We start from the raw sequence: 18,148 nt of genomic DNA, 5'->3' as shown, positions 1-18,148 counted from the left end.
GCCATAAGGAGAAACTTATACATAGCCGGAGCGGCCGGCCCTGCAGGGCCTTCGCGTCGGCAGCTGACCGATTGAACAGCTAATTTCGGCGGACTGAACGGGCCGCGACCACCCCCAAAGGAGACGCGATGCGAAAGTCCCTGATGCGCATCACGCTGCGCCAGCTGCAGGTGTTCGGCGCCGTCTGCGAAAGCCGTTCCTACAGCCGCGCGGCCGAGGAGATGGCGCTGACCCAGCCGGCAGTGAGCCTGCAGATTCGCCAACTGGAAGAGCTGGTGGGGCAGCCACTGTTCGAGTACGTCGGCAAGAAGCTCTACCTGACCGAAGCAGCCGAGGCGCTCAGGCGCGCCAGCGGCGATATCTTCGCCCGTCTCGACAGCCTCGACATGCAGCTGTCAGACCTGCAGGGCTCGCTGCAGGGCCAGCTGAACCTGGCGGTGGAATCGAGCGCCAAGTACTTCGTACCGCATCTGTTCGCCGCCTTCCGCCGTCAGCACCCGGAAGTCAGCCTGCAGCTGAGCGTGGTGAACCGAGCACAGGTGATCAAGCGCCTGTCGGACAACCGCGACGATCTGGTGATCATGTCGCTGATGCCCTCGGAAATCGCGCTGGAATTCCTGCCCTTCCTCAACAACCCGATCATCGCCGTGGCGCCGCCGGAGCATCCGCTGTGTCGGGCTAGCCGGCTGTCGTTGCAGGACCTGGCGGCCTATCCGCTGCTGGTGCGCGAACCCGGCTCGGGCACGCGCAAGGCGTGCGAGGAATACTTCCAGCAGAAGCGCGCGCACTTTGCCCAGACCGTGCAGATCGCCTCGCTCGATGCGCTGCGCGAAGCGGTGATCGCCGGCCTCGGCGTGGCGCTGTTGCCGCGCCATGCGGTGACCCTCGAGCTGGCCCACGGCCTGTTGCGCGAGCTGCCGGTGGACGAGTTACCGCTCTACCGCAGCTGGTGCATCGCCTACGCCCGCGGCAAACGCCTGAGCCCGGTAGCCCAGGCGTTCTTCGCCTTCATCCGTGACCAGCGCGCGCAGGTCAGTGCGCTGGCGGCGCGCTTCGGCGGTTCTCCGCCCAAGCCTGCTGCGCACTGAACGCCGAGGGTTCGGCGAAAGGATCCAGCAGCGCATGCAGCTGGCGCTGCTCGGCATAGCTCTCGATGGCGCGGCGGAACTGCATGCGGCGCACGTCCTGCTCCTTGCGGCGCGCCTTGGAGTCGGACAGGGGAAGGACGTCGGTGTACTGGTGCATGAGCGGTCTCCCAGAACAGGTAACGGGAGACCAGCATCGAACCGACAGATGACGCTATGAAGACAGCCTGCTGACCAGGCGATGAAACCGCCTGCTCAGTCCTCGTGCTTCACCGTCTTCGGCGACAGGCGCAGGCTACGCAGGCTGCGCTTGACGCTCTTGAGGTGGTTGACCAGGCTCGGCCCGCGCGCCATGGCGACCCCCATCGCCAGCACGTCGATCACTACCAGGTGGGCAATGCGCGAGGTCAGCGGCGTGTAGATCTCGGTGTCTTCCTGCACGTCGATGGCCAGGTTGATGGTGGCCAGCTCCGCCAGCGGCGTCTGGCTCGGACACAGAGTGATCAGCGTGGCGCCGGATTCGCGCACCACGTTAGCGGTGATCAGCAGGTCCTTGGAGCGCCCGGACTGCGAGATGCAGATCGCCACGTCGGTGGGCTTGAGCGTCACCGCCGACATCGCCTGCATGTGCGGGTCGGAATAGGCTGCCGCCGACAGCAGCAGGCGGAAGAACTTGTGCTGGGCGTCGGTGGCGACCGCGCCCGAGGCGCCGAAACCGTAGAACTCCACCCGCTCGGCATTGGCCATCGCGGTGATGGCGCGCTGCAGCGCCTCCGGGTCGAGCCGTTCGCGCACTTCCATCAGGGTGTGCAGGGTCGTATCGAAGATCTTCAAGGCAAAGTCGGCCACAGAATCGTTCTCACTGATGGCGAACTGGCCGAAACTGGCGCCGGCCGCCAGGCTCTGCGCCAGCTTCAGCTTGAGGTCCTGAAAGCCCAGACAGCCAATGGCACGGCAGAAGCGCACGATGGTCGGCTCGCTGACACCCACGGCATGGGCGAGATCAGCCATGGAGCTGTGCATCACCGCAGCCGGATCGAGCAGCACATGGTCGGCCACCTTCAGCTCCGACTTTCGCAGCAGACTTCTCGATTGGGCGATGTGTTGCAGCAGATTCACGGTGAGGACTCGCTATGATCGCGTCTGACGGCCGTCAACGGGCGCATGATGCTCGCTCGGCCTGCCAGCTGGGTTGTAGTGGGCCGGTAGTTATACTACATGGCCAGCCCTGACGCCCAATTATCCGGCCCTGAGGAGTGATTCCGTGTCGATTTCCTGTGACATGCTCGTGTTTGGCGGCACCGGCGACCTGGCCCTGCACAAGCTGCTGCCGGCGCTCTATCACCTGCACCGCGACGGCCGCCTGCACAGCGATGTGCGCATCCTCGCCCTGGCGCGCAAGAAGCTCGACCGTGATGCTTACCTAGCCCTGGCCGAACGGCATTGCCGCGCCCAGGTGACGCGCGCCGACTTCAACACCGAGGTCTGGCAGGCTTTCGCCGAGCGCCTCGACTACTTCACCCTGGACGCCAGCCAACGCGGCGAGTTCGTCCGCCTGGCCCATCACATCGGCCATGCCGAGGGCCGCATACGCGTCTACTACCTGGCCACCGCCCCGGACCTGTTCGAGCCCATCGCCTCCAATCTGGAAAGCGCCGGGCTTGCCGGGGAAAACGCACGCATCGTGCTGGAGAAACCCATCGGTCATTCGCTGGAGTCGGCGCAGGCGATCAACGCGGCGATCGGCGCGGTATTTGCCGAGCCACGCATCTACCGGATCGACCATTACCTGGGCAAGGAGACCGTGCAGAACCTCATGGCGCTGCGCTTCGCCAATGCGCTGTTCGAGCCGATCTGGCGCGCCGGGCACATCGATCATGTGCAGATCACCGTGGCCGAGACCCTCGGCGTGGAGAATCGCGGCAGCTACTACGACCATGCCGGCGCCATGCGCGACATGCTGCAGAACCACTTGCTGCAGCTGCTCTGCCTGGTGGCCATGGAGGCGCCGGTGCGCTTCACCGCCGAGTCGGTGCGCAATGAGAAGGTCAAGGTGCTCGAAGCGCTCAAGCCGATCACCGGCATGGACGTGCTGGACAAGACGGTGCGTGGTCAGTACGGCGCCGGCGAGATCGGCGGGCATGACGTGCCGGCCTACTACTTCGAGAACAACATCGACAATGACAGCGATACCGAAACCTTCGTCGCCGTGCAGGCCGAGATCGACAACTGGCGCTGGGCCGGCGTGCCGTTCTACCTGCGTACCGGCAAGCGCATGGCGAAGAAGCGCTCGGAGATCGTCATCACCTTCAAGCCGGTGCCGCATCTGCTGTTCAAGAAGGGCGAAACCAACCGTCTGGTGATCCGTCTGCAGCCGGAGGAATGCATCAGCCTCCAGCTGATGGCCAAGGCCCCCGGCAAGGGCATGCAGCTGGAGCCGGTGGAGCTGGATCTGAACCTCGCGCATGCGTTCAGCAGCAGCCGCCGCTGGGAGGCCTACGAGCGCCTCCTGCTCGATGTCATCGAGGGCGACTCGACGCTGTTCATGCGCCGCGACGAGGTGGAAGCAGCCTGGCGCTGGGTCGACCCGATTCTGCGTGGCTGGCATGGTCACTACCGCAAACCACGTCCCTACCCGGCCGGCAGCGACGGCCCGGAACAGGCCCACCAATTCATCGAACGCCAGGGCCGGAACTGGTGGCACTGAAGTGCCGCCGGAACAACTTCCGCGAACTTCGCTGCAGCCCCGAATAATGCGAGTTAGAGCCGATTGGCAGACTTTGCTGATGATGACGTTGCGACCCTGGCAACTATCCCGAGCAACTAGCTCGGCCGTGGCCAGATCTCGTCGACATACAGACGTCATATCGGCTAAATATCATCGGTAGTTCACTCCGCCATTTAGTGCTATTTCCGCGTCGATTCTCCGCCTGATTCTTCCCTGCACACTTATCCGCAGCACGCCATGCCCAACAGCGCGTGCATAGCGAACGGCTCGGGCATCGATCAACCACAGCAAACCTACTATTCACGCCGCTTGCAGCTACGCCATGGTCACCCAGGGCGAACTTCTGCGCATCACCGCCATCGAACTTCTCGCGACACTCCAGAAACTTCCCCGTAACTATCAGTCTTCATCGCCAGCCTGGCGAAATGAAACAGACTGAAACATCCACGGCGCAATCACCGTAATTACGCGGGATCGAGCGATATATGCAGCACCCTGAACTTCGCATATTCAGAAGTTCGGGTTGAGAAACTTTTCCAGATATGCCTACCCTAAAAAGGAATTCAATCAACAACCCCAAAGGCATTGTTTTGAGTTTCCCCACCGTAATGCTCCGTCGCCCAACCGACGGCGACGGTTACAACCTCCATCAGCTGGTAGCGCGCTGCCAGCCCCTCGATACCAATTCGGTCTACTGCAACCTGCTGCAGTGTTCCGATTTCGCTGACACCGCCATCGCCGCCGAGAATGCTCAGGGCGAACTGGTTGGTTTCATCTCGGGTTACCGCCCCCCTGCCCGCCCGGACACCCTGTTCGTCTGGCAGGTCGCCGTCGACAGTTCGATGCGCGGCCAGGGCCTGGCCCTGCGCATGCTGCTGGCGCTGACGGCCCGTGTGGCCCGTGAGCACGACGTGCGCTTCATGGAAACCACCATTTCCCCGGACAACGCGGCGTCGCAGGCACTGTTCAAGCGGGCCTTCGACCGGCTGGGTGCCGACTGCACCACGCGCACGCTGTTTTCCCGCGCCGCGCACTTTGGCGGTCAGCACGAGGACGAGGTGCTCTACCGCGCCGGCCCGTTCACCGTTTCCCATCTAGAAGAAGAGCTCAAGGAGCACGCATGAAAACTTTTGAACTGAACGAATCCAAGGTTCGTAGCTACTGCCGTTCCTTCCCCGTGGTCTTCAACCAGGCCCAGGGCGCCGAACTGGTCACCCAGGACGGCAAGCGCTACATCGACTTCCTCGCCGGCGCCGGCACGCTCAACTACGGGCACAACCACCCGGTACTCAAGCAGGCGCTGCTCGAGTACATCGAGAACGACGGCATCACCCACGGCCTGGACATGTACACCGCGGCCAAGGAGCGTTTCCTCGAAACCTTCAACCGTCTGATCCTCGAACCGCGCGGCATGGGCGACTACCGCATGCAGTTCACCGGCCCGACCGGCACCAACGCGGTCGAAGCAGCGATGAAGCTGGCGCGCAAGGTCACCGGGCGCAACAACATCATCAGCTTCACCAACGGTTTCCACGGCTGCAGCATCGGCGCGCTGGCCGCGACCGGCAACCAGCACCACCGCGGCGGCTCCGGCATCAGCCTCACCGATGTCAGCCGCATGCCCTACGCCAACTACTTCGGCGACAAGACCAACACCATCGGCATGATGGACAAGCTGCTCTCCGACCCTTCCAGCGGCATCGACAAGCCCGCCGCGGTGATCGTCGAGGTCGTTCAGGGCGAAGGCGGTCTGAACACCGCGTCGACCGAGTGGATGCGCAAGCTTGAGAAGCTCTGCCGCAAGCACGAGATGCTGCTCATCGTCGATGACATCCAGGCCGGTTGCGGCCGCACCGGCACCTTCTTCAGCTTCGAGGAGATGGGCATCCAGCCGGACATCGTGACCCTGTCCAAGTCGCTGTCCGGCTACGGCCTGCCGTTCGCCATGGTGCTGCTGCGCCAGGAGCTGGACCAGTGGAAGCCGGGCGAGCACAACGGCACCTTCCGCGGCAACAACCACGCCTTCGTCACCGCCGCCGCGGCCGTCGAGCACTTCTGGCAGAACGACGAGTTCGCCAACAGCGTGAAGGCCAAGGGCAAGCGCATCGCCGACGGCATGCAACGCATCATCCGCCGCCACGGCCCTGATTCGCTGTTCCTCAAAGGCCGCGGAATGATGCTCGGCATCAGCTGCCCGGATGGCGATATCGCCGCCGCCGTCTGCCGCCACGCCTTCGACAACGGCCTGGTAATCGAGACCAGCGGCGCCCATAGCGAAGTGGTCAAGTGTCTCTGCCCGCTGATCATCAGCGAAGAGCAGATCGACAAGGCGCTCGCCATCCTCGACAAGGCCTTCGCCGCCGTGATGAGCGAGCAGACCGAAAACCAAGCTTCCTGATTCGAGGACCGAACAATGATCGTAAGAACCCTCGCCGAGTGCGAGCAGACCGACCGCAAGGTCCACAGCCAGACCGGCACCTGGGACAGCACGCGCATGCTGCTCAAGGACGACAAGGTGGGCTTCTCGTTCCACATAACCACCATCTACGCCGGCAGCGAGACGCACATCCACTATCAGAACCACTTCGAGTCGGTGTACTGCATCAGCGGCAACGGCGAGATCGAGACCATCGCCGACGGCAAGATCTACAAGATCGAGCCGGGCACGCTGTACGTGCTGGACAAGCATGACGAGCACCTGCTGCGTGGCGGCAGCGAAGACTTGAAGCTGGCCTGCGTCTTCAACCCGCCGCTCAACGGCCGCGAAGTGCACGACGAGAGCGGCGTCTATCCGCTGGAGGCCGAAACCGTCTGATACCGGTTTACCGGGGCGGCCACCGCGCCGTCCCGCCATCACCAGAAAAGGAGGTAAGCGTGAACCCTATGCAAGCCGACCTGTATCCCTCGCGCCAGGAAGACCAGCCCAGCTGGCAAGAACGCCTGGATCCGGTCGTCTACCGCAGCGACCTGGAGAATGCGCCGATAGCGGCGGAGCTGATCGAGCGTTTCGAGCGCGACGGCTACCTGGTCATCCCCAACCTGTTCAGCGCCGATGAAGTGGCGGTATTCCGCGCCGAACTCGAGCGCATGCGCCAGGACCCGGCCGTCGCCGGCTCCGGCAAGACCATCAAGGAACCCGACAGCGGCGCGATCCGCTCGGTGTTCGACATTCACAGCGACAACGAGCTGTTTGCCCGTGTAGCAGCCGACCAGCGCACCGCCGGCATCGCCCGCTTCATCCTCGGCGGCGACCTTTACGTGCATCAGTCGCGGATGAACTTCAAGCCCGGCTTCACCGGCAAGGAGTTCTACTGGCACTCGGATTTCGAGACCTGGCACGTTGAGGACGGCATGCCGCGCATGCGCTGCCTGTCCTGCTCGATCCTGTTGACCGACAACGAGCCGCACAACGGTCCGCTGATGCTGATGCCCGGCTCGCACAAGCACTACGTGCGCTGCGTCGGCGCGACGCCGGAGAACCACTACGAGAAGTCCCTGCGCAAGCAGGAGTTCGGTGTGCCCGACCAGAACAGCCTGAGCGAGCTCGCCAGCCGCTTCGGCATCGACTGCGCCACCGGCCCGGCCGGCAGCGTGGTGTTCTTCGACTGCAACACCATGCACGGCTCCAACAGCAACATCACGCCGAGCGCGCGGAGCAATCTGTTCTACGTCTACAACCACGTGGATAATGCCGTGCAGCCACCGTTCTGCGAGCAGAAACCGCGCCCGGCCTTCGTCGCCGAACGCGAGAACTTCAAGCCGCTGGACATTCGGCCGCAACAGTATCTCTGAGGCGATCGGGCGCGTCTGATGACGGGCCCGATCCCCCGGCTTGGCCGATCCGATTACCGGCCCAGGGATGAATTCACTTCAGCTCGTTGATCGACAGGTGCGCCAGCCGCGCCGGGCCCGTCAACGGCCTGCCAGATTCGGACGCAATATAAAGATGCATACCGTAGAAAAGATCGGCGGCACGTCGATGAGCCGCTTCGAGGAAGTCCTCGACAATATCTTCATCGGCCACCGGGAAGGCGCCGCGCTGTACCAGCGCATCTTCGTCGTCTCGGCCTACAGCGGCATGACCAACCTGCTGCTGGAACACAAGAAAACCGGCGAGCCCGGCGTCTACCAGCGTTTCGCCGACGCCCAGAGCGAAGGCGCCTGGCGCGAGGCGCTGGAGACCGTGCGCCAGCGCATGCTGGACAAGAACGCCGAGCTGTTCAGCTCCGAGTACGAGCTGCACGCCGCCAACCAGTTCATCAACTCGCGCATCGACGATGCCAGCGAGTGCATGCACAGCCTGCAGAAGCTTTGCGCCTACGGCCACTTCCAGCTCTCCGAGCACCTGATGAAGGTGCGCGAGATGCTCGCCTCCCTCGGTGAAGCGCACAGTGCCTTCAACTCGGTGCTGGCGCTCAAGCAGCGCGGCGTCAATGCCCGCCTGGCCGACCTCACCGGCTGGCAGCAGGAAGCACCGCTGCCGTTCGAGGAGATGATCGCCAGCCACTTCGCCGGCTTCGACCTCAGCCGCGAGCTGGTGGTCGCCACCGGCTACACGCACTGCGCCGAAGGCCTGATGAACACCTTCGACCGCGGCTACAGTGAGATCACCTTCGCTCAGATCGCCGCCGCCACCGGCGCCCACGAGGCGATCATTCACAAGGAATTCCACCTCTCTTCCGCCGACCCGAACCTGGTCGGTGCCGACAAGGTGGTCACCATCGGCCGCACCAACTACGACGTCGCCGACCAGCTGTCGAACCTCGGCATGGAAGCGATCCACCCACGCGCGGCCAAGACCCTGCGTCGCGCCGGTGTCGAGTTGCGCATCAAGAATGCCTTCGAACCTGAGCATGGCGGCACACTGATCAGCCAGGATTACAAGAGCGAGAAGCCCTGCGTGGAGATCATCGCCGGGCGCAAGGATGTCTTCGGCATCGAGGTGTTCGACCAGGACATGCTCGGCGACATCGGCCACGACATGGAAATCAGCAAGCTGCTCAAGCAGCTCAAGCTCTATGTGGTGAACAAGGACTCCGACGCCAACAGCATCACCTACTACACCTCCGGCTCGCGCAAGCTGATCAACCGCGCGGCCAAGCTGATCGAGGAGCAGTACCCGGCTGCGGAGGTCACCGTGCACAACCTGGCCATCGTTTCGGCGATCGGTTCGGACCTCAAGGTCAAGGGCATCCTGGCCAAGACCGTCGCCGCACTGGCCGAAGCGGGCATCAGCATCCAGGCGATCCACCAGTCGATCCGCCAAGTGGAGATGCAGTGCGTGGTGAACGAGGAAGACTACGTCGCGGCAATCGTTGCGTTGCACCGCGCACTGATCGAGCCGGAGAACCACGGCGACGTGATCGCCGCGGCCTGATCCAGGCACAAGACCAAAACGCCGGGCTCGTCCCGGCGTTCTGCTGTCCGGCTTTCGTCGCCCCGGCCTGACACCGATCAATACCGCCGACAAGCACCGGGCCCACCATGGAAACAGAGGACAGCCGGGTACGATCGCCTGACCTGCCCATCCGCTCATCCATGCCGCAGGAGTTGCCATGTTCCCCGAGTACCGTGACCTAATCACCCGCCTCAAGGCGGAAAACAAGACCTTTGCCCGCCTGTTCGACGAACACAACGAGCTGGATCAACGGGTCAAGAACATCGAAGCACGCATCATCCCGGGCACCGACAGCGAGGTCGAGAACCTGAAGAAGGAAAAGCTGCAGCTCAAGGATCGCCTCTACGAGATGCTCAAGGACGCATCCGCGGCCTGATCCACCTGCGCCCCGCCCTCGCGGGGCGCCGTCAGCTCTTTTTTCCAACCCATCGCAGACGACGCGCAATCAACGGGCAAGCACAGTAAAATGCCGCGCTTGTTCGACGCCCCTGCGAGTCCGCACCATGCACACCCCCAACCGCACCGAGCTGCTGTCGCCTGCCGGCACGCTGAAATCCATGCGCTACGCCTTCGCCTACGGCGCCGATGCGGTGTACGCCGGGCAGCCGCGCTACAGCCTGCGCGTGCGCAACAACGAGTTCGACCACGCCAATCTCAAGCTCGGCATTGACGAAGCCCATGCGCTGGGCAAGCAGTTCTACGTGGTGGTCAACATCGCCCCGCACAATGCCAAGTTGAAGACCTTCATCAAGGATCTGGAGCCAGTGGTAGCGATGGGGCCGGACGCGCTGATCATGTCCGATCCCGGCCTGATCATGCTGGTTCGTCAGCATTTCCCGCAGCAGACCATCCACCTCTCGGTACAGGCCAACGCGGTGAACTGGGCCACGGTGAAGTTCTGGGAAAGCCAGGGCGTCAGCCGAGTGATCCTCTCGCGCGAGCTGTCGCTGGAGGAGATCGGCGAGATTCGCGAGCAGGTGCCGGGCATGGAGCTGGAAGTCTTCGTCCACGGCGCGCTGTGCATGGCCTACTCCGGCCGCTGCCTGCTGTCGGGCTACATCAACAAGCGCGACCCCAACCAGGGCACCTGCACCAACGCCTGCCGCTGGGAATACAAGACCCACGAGGCCAAGGAGGATGAACTGGGCAACTCGGTTCACCTCTACGAGCCCATCGCCGTGCAGCAAGTCGAGACACAGGACAATCCGACGCTGGGCGTCGGCGCACCGACCGACAAGGTGTTCCTGCTCGAAGACATCTCGCGCCCCGGCGAATTCATGGAGGCGACCGAGGACGAGCACGGCACCTACATCATGAACTCCAAGGACCTGCGCGCCGTGCAGCACGTCGAGCGTCTGGTGCAGATGGGCGTGCACTCGCTGAAGATCGAGGGCCGCACCAAGAGCCACTACTACGTGGCGCGCACCGCACAGGTCTACCGCAAGGCCATCGACGACGCACTGGCCGGCCGACCGTTCGACAGGTCGCTGATGGACACGCTGGAATCGCTGGCGCACCGCGGCTACACCGAAGGCTTCCTGCGCCGTCACGTGCACGACGAGTACCAGAACTACGAGCGCGGCTTCTCGCTCTCCGAGCGCCAGCAGTTCGTCGGCGAACTGACCGGCGAACGCCGCAACGGCCTGGCCGAGGTGAAGGTGAAGAACCGTTTCGCCGTCGGCGACCGGCTGGAGCTGATGACCCCGCAGGGCAATCTCAACCTGCGCATGGAGCGTCTGGAAAACAGCCGGGGCGAAGCCATCGACGTCGCGCCGGGCGATGGCCACACCGTCTACCTGCCGGTGCCCGAGAACGTCGAGCTGGCCTACGGGCTGCTGATGCGCGAACTGGAGGGCGGCACGACGAGAGGGTAAGTCGGCACGTACTGCCATCGCCAGCCGAACCGATAATTCCGGCACCGTGTTCGGCGCGCCCGGCTTCAGCGAGCGCGCCCAACTGCGTCGAGCCGCTAGGCGTAGCTGGGTGTCGGTCTGGCAGCGACTCCCGCCAGCTTCTGCGCCGCCTGGTGCTCTTTCAGGGTCTGCCACTGGGCAAACAGTTCGACCACGTCCGCCCGCCCGGCAAATTCACCCAGGACGCTGCGCGGCGTAACCACACGCGCGGCTTGAGCCAACAGACGCTGCTGCGCCCGCGACAAAGCCTGTTCCTGCTCGTTGCGAAGCTGCTCGCCTTTCTGCAGCGCGTCGGCGTAGATGGCTCGCAGCTCCAGATCGCTCTTGCCATAGAAGCGCATGTCGCCGCTGCGCCGGACCTCCCAGCGGAACTCGTTGAAGGAGCGCGGCTGCCAACTCTCGAGAAGCTGCCGGACATTCCTCACCTGGGCGTGGATATCGCGGACTTCACTGTCGGTGAACAATGCGCCCTGGCGTTTTTCGACGCTGTCATGCCAGCGCAGCAGCGTCGTCAACGCTGCGCGCGCATAACCGCTATCGCTGGAGTGATGCGCCCCGGACAGCGGCACACGCTCTGGCATATCCCCGTCCAGGGCGATCTCACCCATGTACCGCGCACAGGTCTGCTCGTCGATCAGCGCACAGCCCGGCTGCCAGAGAATGGCTGCCTCGCTTCCGCCACCCGGCTTGCGCGGCATGAAGTGCCGCTGCTCTCCATGATGCTCGTAGGGATCGCCGTGCAGATTCACCAGTCCTGCGAGCAACAGCACGATGCCCGCCACCGGCGAGCTGAACAGCAGCGCAGTACCGGGCAACGCCAGCCTCCACTCCGCATCCATCCACGGCAGCGGCAAGGCCGGGATGGGATCGTCGTGATTGACGATGCGATGGTGGGTCAGCGGTTGGGCGGCCCGGACGAACGCACGGTCGCCGGCGCGAGGTGCGCCGAAGGTATAGAGAACGACATCGGGGCCGGCCGGTAGGCAACGCAGCCATTCTGCCAGCAGCAGGGCGATAGCACCGCCGAGGCTGTGACCACAGACGATGAGTGTCTGCTCGCCAGTATAAAAGCTGTCGAAGTAGCGCTCGACAAAAGGCTTCACCGCCAGGAAGCCGCCATGAAAGCCTCGGTGCACCTGGCCTTTCCCTTCGTAGGGTACCTGGCGCGCGTCCAGATCACGTCCGGTGTCGGCGAGCACCTCTTGGGTGCCACGCACTGAAATCAGCACGATCTTGTCGTTGTGGGTGATGAACGCCTGGGTACTGGAATCCTTGTCGTAGAGAAAGTGCACGTCCTCAGGATTCTTCCAGCCCTCCTCCGCCTCCGTCACATAGCGCTCGGGATCGTACGGCATGATTTCCAGGCGCTTGGAATAAGGCACTTCCTCACAGAGCAAATGGTATGGCCCGGCGGCGTTAAATTGTGTCGGCTTGACCAGGCGCCCCAGCTGATTCTGCAACACATGACCGATGCTACCGAGCGCCGTGTAGGGTGGCGGCGACGATTCATAACGCTCGAACGATCCCGGCTCCCTGCTGAACGGCGCGTAGACAAAGGCACTCATCACCGCCAGGTGATAGGCGTTCAACGCACAGAACTCCTTATCCCTAGAAAACAGTGGGCTATAGGCGCGCAGGGCTTTGACTTCGAGTACGTAATGCGTGCTTTCTGCCATTAACACGATACCCGGTTGCTCTTCCGGCAAACCGACATTTCGTTTTGGAATGGCTGGAGGGCGCGGCTGCCATGTCTTGTCTGCCTCGGGTAGATGGCCAGCAGTTTCGGAAAAATCACTAACTTCCACTCGAAAAAAACGCGCATCCTCTTGCGATGCGCGTGCTTCCGCTAGATAGGTTTCGCCGTCAGCACGGCGAGGGCCAGACGGAGATGATTCAGCCGCTACTTGCAGAGCAGTCAAGGGAAGCGTGAACTTATCCCGACGGGAAATCCTCGCGTACCACTCATCGCTTCCCGTATAAGCAGCTGATATCCGTAAAACAATCAGCCCACAATAAAGCTGCTTTACTCGGGCGTACCCTTCGCTATCCAATACACCCGTGCATTCCTGTCCCTGGCTGCCCACAAGTTGGTAGGAAAGGCCGGAAAAAGGTCTACCGCTTCCGTGTTCATCTACTAATCGGAAGCTGATCCCGCCGCTGCGAAATGGGCATTCGAGCCTGACGGCATTAGCCAAGCCATTCATTCGTGTATCACTCTGTGCAGTTTGGATAAACAGTACATTCACGTTCATTCATTCTGAACGTGCGAAACTGTGGCGGCTCGGTGCAAAGCTCTTCGAACCGAGTTCCCCAGCGCCCAGTGCAAGGCTTCCACCCTGTTGAAGTTTCTAACCAATAGCCATTTAGATAAGGATGCTCTTTACTACTTAATTCAAATCCCAAGCGTACGACCTTATCGGGTAAATTCTCACGCACCAGATAAGCACCTGCCCCGCTACAGCTAAGCTGTTTAGAAATTTCTAAATAAAGTTTGCTTATTTGAAAAGTCCATGTACATTTGGCTCTCTTGGTAAAAGCCCCATCAGCTTGGAATGTCGGAGCACCGTCCGAAAGTCTATCGACTATGACCAATCCCCCGTTGTCATAGGTTTGCTGCCACTCTTTTTCGCCATAATGTCCGTTTATAGTCAGTTTCACCTTTGCCAATTGCATTTCGCATAATCCGGAGCGGTAGTTGACCGGAATCTTGAAACGATACTGATGCGGAGCACTTTCATAATCCTTCTTGAATGTCTTGCTTTGGCTGCGGCCATTGCATGCATCGGCGACGTCATACTCCGCTTGCGCCTTGAGCGAGAAATCGGCCGGTAACCCGCCCTCAAGGATGAAGGTTTCACCGCCGAATGAACCGAGCGCGCTGCAGGCACTCAGAGATACACCAGCCATAAGAACCCATAAACCCCGCCAAATATCTGACATTATCAACCTACTAAACTAATGGCGACCGACATCGCAACTGAGGCCTTGCACTTTGCAAATCAATCAGTGCAGTTAGGGTAAACCGTGCATTCACGGCCATTCATCTTGAATGTTTTAAAGACCGGGGGCCGCTGGCAGCTCTGCCAGCCTGGTTTTGGCAGACACGGTTTCCATCCAGTCGGGAATTTCACCCAAGTATCATTGTGTGATGGCTCTTCTTCTGCGTTCACTAGAAAAGAGAGCATAACTCTTCGGCCTGGCAACTCATCTCTGACGAGATATGCGCCAGCGCCTCTACAGTTAAGAAGTTTGGATATCTCCAAATAGAGCTTGCTCTCCTGAAACCACCATGTACACATAGCGCTCTTAGCGATAACCCCATCTACTCCAAACGTCGGAGCACCCTCTGGAAGTTTATCGACTATGACCAATCCCCCGTTGTCATAGGTTTGCTGCCACTCTTTTTCGCCATAACGTCCGTTTATAGTCAGTTTCACCTTTGCCAGTTGCATTTCACATAATCCGGAACGGTAGTTGACCGGTATTTTGAAACGGTATTGTTGTGGAGTACTTTCGAAATTCGTTTGGAACGTCTTGATCTGCCAACTGCCGTTACATTCGTTGGCGACGTCATACTCCGCTTGCGCCTTGAGCGAGAAATCGGCCGGTAACCCGCCCTCAAGGATGAAGGTTTCACCACCGAATGAACCGAACGCGCTGCAGGCACTCAGAGATACACCAGCTATAAGAATCCATAAACCCCGCCAAATATCTAACATTATTAACCTACTAAACTAATGGCGACCGACATCGCAACTGAGGCCTTTCACTTTGCAAATCAATCAGTGCAATTTGGGTAAACGGCGCATTCACGACCGTTCATCATGAACGTGCGAAACTGCAGCGGGTCCATACAAAGCTCTTCAGAGCTCGTCCCCCAACGTCCAGTACAGGGCTTCCAACCGCGCATAGTCTTTAGCCAATACCCCCTCATATACGGTTTTTCTTCCTTGCTTACTTCAAAATTTAACCGTACGGTTTTTTGTGCAAGCTGATTGGATACGAGATGATCTCCTGCCCCCTTGCAACTCAAAAGCTTGCTAATCTCGCCTTGTCGCGATTTCGCCTTACTTAGCTGAAACAACCACAAACATTTCGCAGTTTTGGTAAACGACCCGTTTGTCTGGAAGGCTGAAGCACCTTGCGGCAGTTTATCGACTATGACCAATCCCCCGTTGTCATAGGTTTGCTGCCACTCTTTTTCGCCATAACGTCCGTTTATAGTCAGTTTCACCTTTGCCAATTGCATTTCGCATAATCCGGAGCGGTAGTTGACCGGAATCTGGAAACGATACTGATGCGGAGCACTTTCATAATCCTTCTTGTATGTCTTGCTTTGGCTGCGGCCATTGCATGCATCGGCGACGTCATATTCCGCTTGCGCCTTGAGCGAGAAATCGGCCGGTAACCCGCCCTCAAGGATGAAGGTTTCACCGCCGAATGAACCGAGCGCGCTGCAGGCACTCAGAGATACACCAGCCATAAGAACCCATAAACCCCGCCAAATATCTGACATTATTAACCTACTAAACTAATGGCGGCCGACATCGCAACTGAAGCCGTTCACTTTGCAAATCAATCAGTGCAGTTAGGGTAGACCGTGCATTCACGGCCATTCATCTTGAATGTTTTAAAGACCGGGGGCCGCTGGCAGCTCTGCCAGCCTGGCTTCGGCAGACACGGTTTCCATCCAGTCGGGAATTTCACCCAAGTATCATCGTGTGATGGCTCTTCTTCTGCGTTCACTAGAAAAGACAGCTTAACTTTTCCCCCTGGTAGCTCGTCTCTAACTAGGTACGCCCCGCCCCCCCTGCAGTGGAGCAATTTGCTGATTTGACCCTGTCGTGATTTAGCCTTACTAAGCTGGAACCACCAAGAACACACCGCCGTCTTGGCAAGAACCCGATCTACTCCGAACGCCGGAGCACCCTCTGGAAGTTTATCGACTATGATCAATCCCCCGTTGTCATAGGTTTGCTGCCACTCTTTTTCGCCATAACGTCCGTTTATAGTCAGTTTCACCTTTGCCAATTGCATTTCGCATAATCCGGAGCGGTAGTTGACCGGTATTTTGAAACGGTATTGTTGTGGAGTACTTTCGAAATTCGTTTGGAACGTCTTGATCTGCCAACTGCCGTTACATTCGTTGGCGACGTCATATTCCGCTTGCGCCTTGAGCGAGAAATCAGCCGGTAACTCGCCTTCAAAGATAAAGGTTTCACCGCCGAACGAACCCAGTGCACTGCAGGCACTCAGGGAGAGTCCCAGCAGCAACGGTGAGAGCACATGAATGCGGGATGCCTTGAGGTAATGATTCATAACTGTTGATCCCGAGCAGTAGAAGTGGCTAGCAGCACCTGGCTGAGCCTCGCGAAATGCGTTTCAGGCGATTCCCGCTCTTCGGGAATCCAGGCGGGATGGTCCGCGAGTTCCGGGTCGAGCTGATAACGCAGCAGGAACTGTAGGTGTTCCAGCGACCGCCATCCCCAGACGCCGGCCTTATCCAGCTGCTCACTCAGCCAATCGCTGAGCACGCGGGTTTCGGCGAGGCGCGCGGTGGCCGCCGCATGGTTCTGCCACAGCCAAAGCGTCAGGTTATGACGGTGGACTTCCCGCACGACGCTGTCCGGTTCGGGCAGGGCCAACCAGGCGGCTTCGAACGGTGCGGCGTACTGTCCCGGCCGAGGGTTATCGAAACACCGCCAGCGCTCACCATCCCAGCACATAGCGCTCGTCAGAGGCCCAAGCAGCAACGGTTGCTGGTGCGTTGCAAGCTCGGCAAGGTGACGCGCGATGACCCGGTTGTCCTGAAATCGGTACAGCGAGCGCTGTCCCTGATCATCTACCTGCATACGTTCGCGCCAATGCTGCGCGAGGACAGGCAGCTCGACGCGGTCGGCGCTGGCCAACCAGCCCCAATTGCGCTCGGGCGCATCGAGCAACGGCTGGATCCGCGCGATGTCGAACTCGTTCAAAGCGACCAGCCACGGACCGATATCCGCCAGGTCGGCAAACTCGGTTCCGTGGTAGAGATTGACGTAATCGTGCATCAGGTCTGTCCTGAATAGCATTTGGACAGGATCCAGCTCTGCGAGACGATCAATGATCAGCACCAGTTCGCGTTGTTGACCAAACTGGTCAGAGAGCCACTTATCTAAAGAGGTTTCCTGGTGAGTCGCTTGCTCGGCCTCCATCATGCGAACTTCCACATAGACCAGGCTTTCAAGGCTTCGGAAACTATGATCATCGTTAGAAGTACGACGCTGAGTCCTGGTAATAACTGCGCAGCAAGCAACAGTGCCGAAATTGAGGGAATGAGGAAAAACAAACGAAAAGGAATCTGTCCATAGGCGAGATATTTCACCCCACGAGCCCGCAACAGGAACATAAAGCATGAAAGGATGATCGACAGCTGCAGCGTCCAAGAGAGTAGTGCTGTGGCAACGTTGACTCCACCTTGGTGCTCGAGCAATGCGATGGTTGAGCTGAGGTCGCTGAGATAAGGCGTGCGTCCGCCCAGCCAGCTATTGATGCAATACCAAACGATGTAAAAGGCATCCAAGCCCCCCCAAACGAGACAAATCATGCTGCGCTTACTTGTTGTTTCCGCGAATTTCATGGTTTGGTGCCTTTTTTCTCATATACAGTGTTCGCGGTTACTGGCTGCCAGTGCCATGACTTGCCAGAGACTTGCCAGCTATCATTGCCCTCCAGATAGCGCTGAGTAACAGTGCGTTGTTGGCCGTAGAGGTAAACAGCTGAATTTTCAACCAGATGCTTTTCACTCTCGTCTAACGCTCGCCAGACTTGGATAATTTTGCGGGTGGTGTTTTGGAAATCCTTGCCGTCAGAGCCAAAAACCCGACCTTCATCGCCAAATGAACCCAGGCGGTTCATGAGCATTTTTAGTGAATTACTCATACCGTCGTAGACAATTTCTTGCGTAACCCACTTTCCGGGCCCGCGTTGCGCGGATGTTGGTACTTGAGGCTCAACAACGGATAACACTGCTGTTGTCGACGCA

General features: G+C 60.0%; 18 protein-coding genes. 9 read left to right on the top strand and 9 right to left on the bottom strand.

Translation table 11 applies throughout. The features are described from left to right. The first annotated feature begins 128 nt into the window (after window positions 1-128). Complete coding sequence (locus tag N8H22_RS11670; RefSeq protein WP_272890783.1) at window positions 129-1,088, top strand: LysR family transcriptional regulator; 960 nt, start codon at window positions 129-131, stop codon at window positions 1,086-1,088. On the opposite strand, the gene N8H22_RS11665 is transcribed toward N8H22_RS11670, so the two are convergent. Both N8H22_RS11665 and hexR read right to left on the bottom strand, forming a co-directional pair. Further along, window positions 1,033-1,245: a hypothetical protein gene (locus N8H22_RS11665; protein ID WP_264590681.1), complete on the bottom strand. Its 213-nt coding sequence runs from the start codon at window positions 1,243-1,245 to the stop codon at window positions 1,033-1,035. The genes N8H22_RS11670 and N8H22_RS11665 overlap by 56 nt on opposite strands. Before the next feature lie 95 nt (window positions 1,246-1,340). Then, complete coding sequence (hexR, locus tag N8H22_RS11660) at window positions 1,341-2,204, bottom strand: transcriptional regulator HexR (RefSeq protein WP_264590680.1); 864 nt, start codon at window positions 2,202-2,204, stop codon at window positions 1,341-1,343. 145 nt (window positions 2,205-2,349) lie between these two features. On the opposite strand from hexR, the gene zwf reads away from it, so the two are divergent. The 8 genes from zwf to yegQ all read left to right on the top strand — a co-directional run bounded on the left by zwf (window position 2,350) and on the right by yegQ (window position 11,085). Then, a complete protein-coding gene (zwf, locus tag N8H22_RS11655) occupies window positions 2,350-3,792 on the top strand; it encodes a glucose-6-phosphate dehydrogenase (protein ID WP_264590679.1) in 1,443 nt (480 codons plus the stop codon). Between the two features lie 629 nt (window positions 3,793-4,421). Next, window positions 4,422-4,937, top strand: a complete 516-nt coding sequence (gene ectA, locus N8H22_RS11650; RefSeq protein ID WP_003297792.1) for a diaminobutyrate acetyltransferase — start codon at window positions 4,422-4,424, stop codon at window positions 4,935-4,937. Next, on the top strand, window positions 4,934-6,211 hold the full coding sequence (ectB, locus tag N8H22_RS11645; RefSeq protein ID WP_264590678.1) for a diaminobutyrate--2-oxoglutarate transaminase: 1,278 nt from the start codon (window positions 4,934-4,936) through the stop codon (window positions 6,209-6,211). Before ectA ends, ectB begins: the two co-directional genes overlap by 4 nt. A gap of 15 nt (window positions 6,212-6,226) precedes the next feature. Further along, window positions 6,227-6,628 carry an ectoine synthase gene (locus tag N8H22_RS11640; RefSeq protein ID WP_264590677.1) on the top strand — a complete coding sequence of 134 codons (402 nt, stop codon included), beginning with the start codon at window positions 6,227-6,229 and terminating at the stop codon, window positions 6,626-6,628. A 68-nt stretch (window positions 6,629-6,696) separates the two neighbouring features. Then, complete coding sequence (gene thpD, locus N8H22_RS11635; RefSeq protein ID WP_264591025.1) at window positions 6,697-7,605, top strand: ectoine hydroxylase; 909 nt, start codon at window positions 6,697-6,699, stop codon at window positions 7,603-7,605. Between the two features lie 154 nt (window positions 7,606-7,759). After that, window positions 7,760-9,190 (top strand): aspartate kinase, encoded by a 1,431-nt coding sequence (locus tag N8H22_RS11630; protein WP_264590676.1) that lies wholly within the window; start codon window positions 7,760-7,762, stop codon window positions 9,188-9,190. 178 nt (window positions 9,191-9,368) lie between these two features. Then, window positions 9,369-9,587 carry a YdcH family protein gene (locus N8H22_RS11625; protein WP_264590675.1) on the top strand — a complete coding sequence of 73 codons (219 nt, stop codon included), beginning with the start codon at window positions 9,369-9,371 and terminating at the stop codon, window positions 9,585-9,587. A 127-nt stretch (window positions 9,588-9,714) separates the two neighbouring features. Beyond that, entirely contained in the window at window positions 9,715-11,085 is a 1,371-nt protein-coding gene (yegQ, locus tag N8H22_RS11620) for a tRNA 5-hydroxyuridine modification protein YegQ (RefSeq protein WP_264590674.1), read from the top strand. 95 nt (window positions 11,086-11,180) lie between these two features. Here the strand turns inward: yegQ and N8H22_RS11615 are convergent, their stop codons facing one another. Genes N8H22_RS11615 through N8H22_RS11585 form a run of 7 tightly spaced genes read right to left on the bottom strand, consistent with a single transcriptional unit; the run spans window position 11,181 to window position 17,743 of the window. After that, complete coding sequence (locus tag N8H22_RS11615) at window positions 11,181-13,376, bottom strand: lipase family protein (RefSeq protein ID WP_264590673.1); 2,196 nt, start codon at window positions 13,374-13,376, stop codon at window positions 11,181-11,183. Next, window positions 13,336-14,064 (bottom strand): hypothetical protein, encoded by a 729-nt coding sequence (locus tag N8H22_RS11610; RefSeq protein WP_264590672.1) that lies wholly within the window; start codon window positions 14,062-14,064, stop codon window positions 13,336-13,338. Before N8H22_RS11610 ends, N8H22_RS11615 begins: the two co-directional genes overlap by 41 nt. A gap of 59 nt (window positions 14,065-14,123) precedes the next feature. Continuing rightward, complete coding sequence (locus N8H22_RS11605) at window positions 14,124-14,843, bottom strand: hypothetical protein (RefSeq protein ID WP_264590671.1); 720 nt, start codon at window positions 14,841-14,843, stop codon at window positions 14,124-14,126. 59 nt (window positions 14,844-14,902) lie between these two features. Beyond that, complete coding sequence (locus tag N8H22_RS11600; RefSeq protein ID WP_264590670.1) at window positions 14,903-15,640, bottom strand: hypothetical protein; 738 nt, start codon at window positions 15,638-15,640, stop codon at window positions 14,903-14,905. 59 nt (window positions 15,641-15,699) lie between these two features. After that, entirely contained in the window at window positions 15,700-16,443 is a 744-nt protein-coding gene (locus tag N8H22_RS11595; protein WP_264590669.1) for a hypothetical protein, read from the bottom strand. Further along, window positions 16,440-17,321 (bottom strand): DUF4123 domain-containing protein, encoded by an 882-nt coding sequence (locus tag N8H22_RS11590; RefSeq protein ID WP_264590668.1) that lies wholly within the window; start codon window positions 17,319-17,321, stop codon window positions 16,440-16,442. The genes N8H22_RS11595 and N8H22_RS11590 overlap by 4 nt, the downstream gene beginning before the upstream one ends. Beyond that, window positions 17,318-17,743, bottom strand: coding sequence for a hypothetical protein (locus N8H22_RS11585; protein WP_264590667.1), 426 nt, complete (start codon window positions 17,741-17,743; stop codon window positions 17,318-17,320). The genes N8H22_RS11590 and N8H22_RS11585 overlap by 4 nt, the downstream gene beginning before the upstream one ends. Window positions 17,744-18,148: the final 405 nt, after the last annotated feature.

Source organism: Stutzerimonas sp. S1 (genome assembly GCF_025966695.1).
Taxonomy (GTDB): Bacteria; Pseudomonadota; Gammaproteobacteria; order Pseudomonadales; family Pseudomonadaceae; genus Stutzerimonas.
Note: the sequence above shows the minus strand (reverse complement) of the source record. Positions and strands in the feature narration are given on the sequence as shown.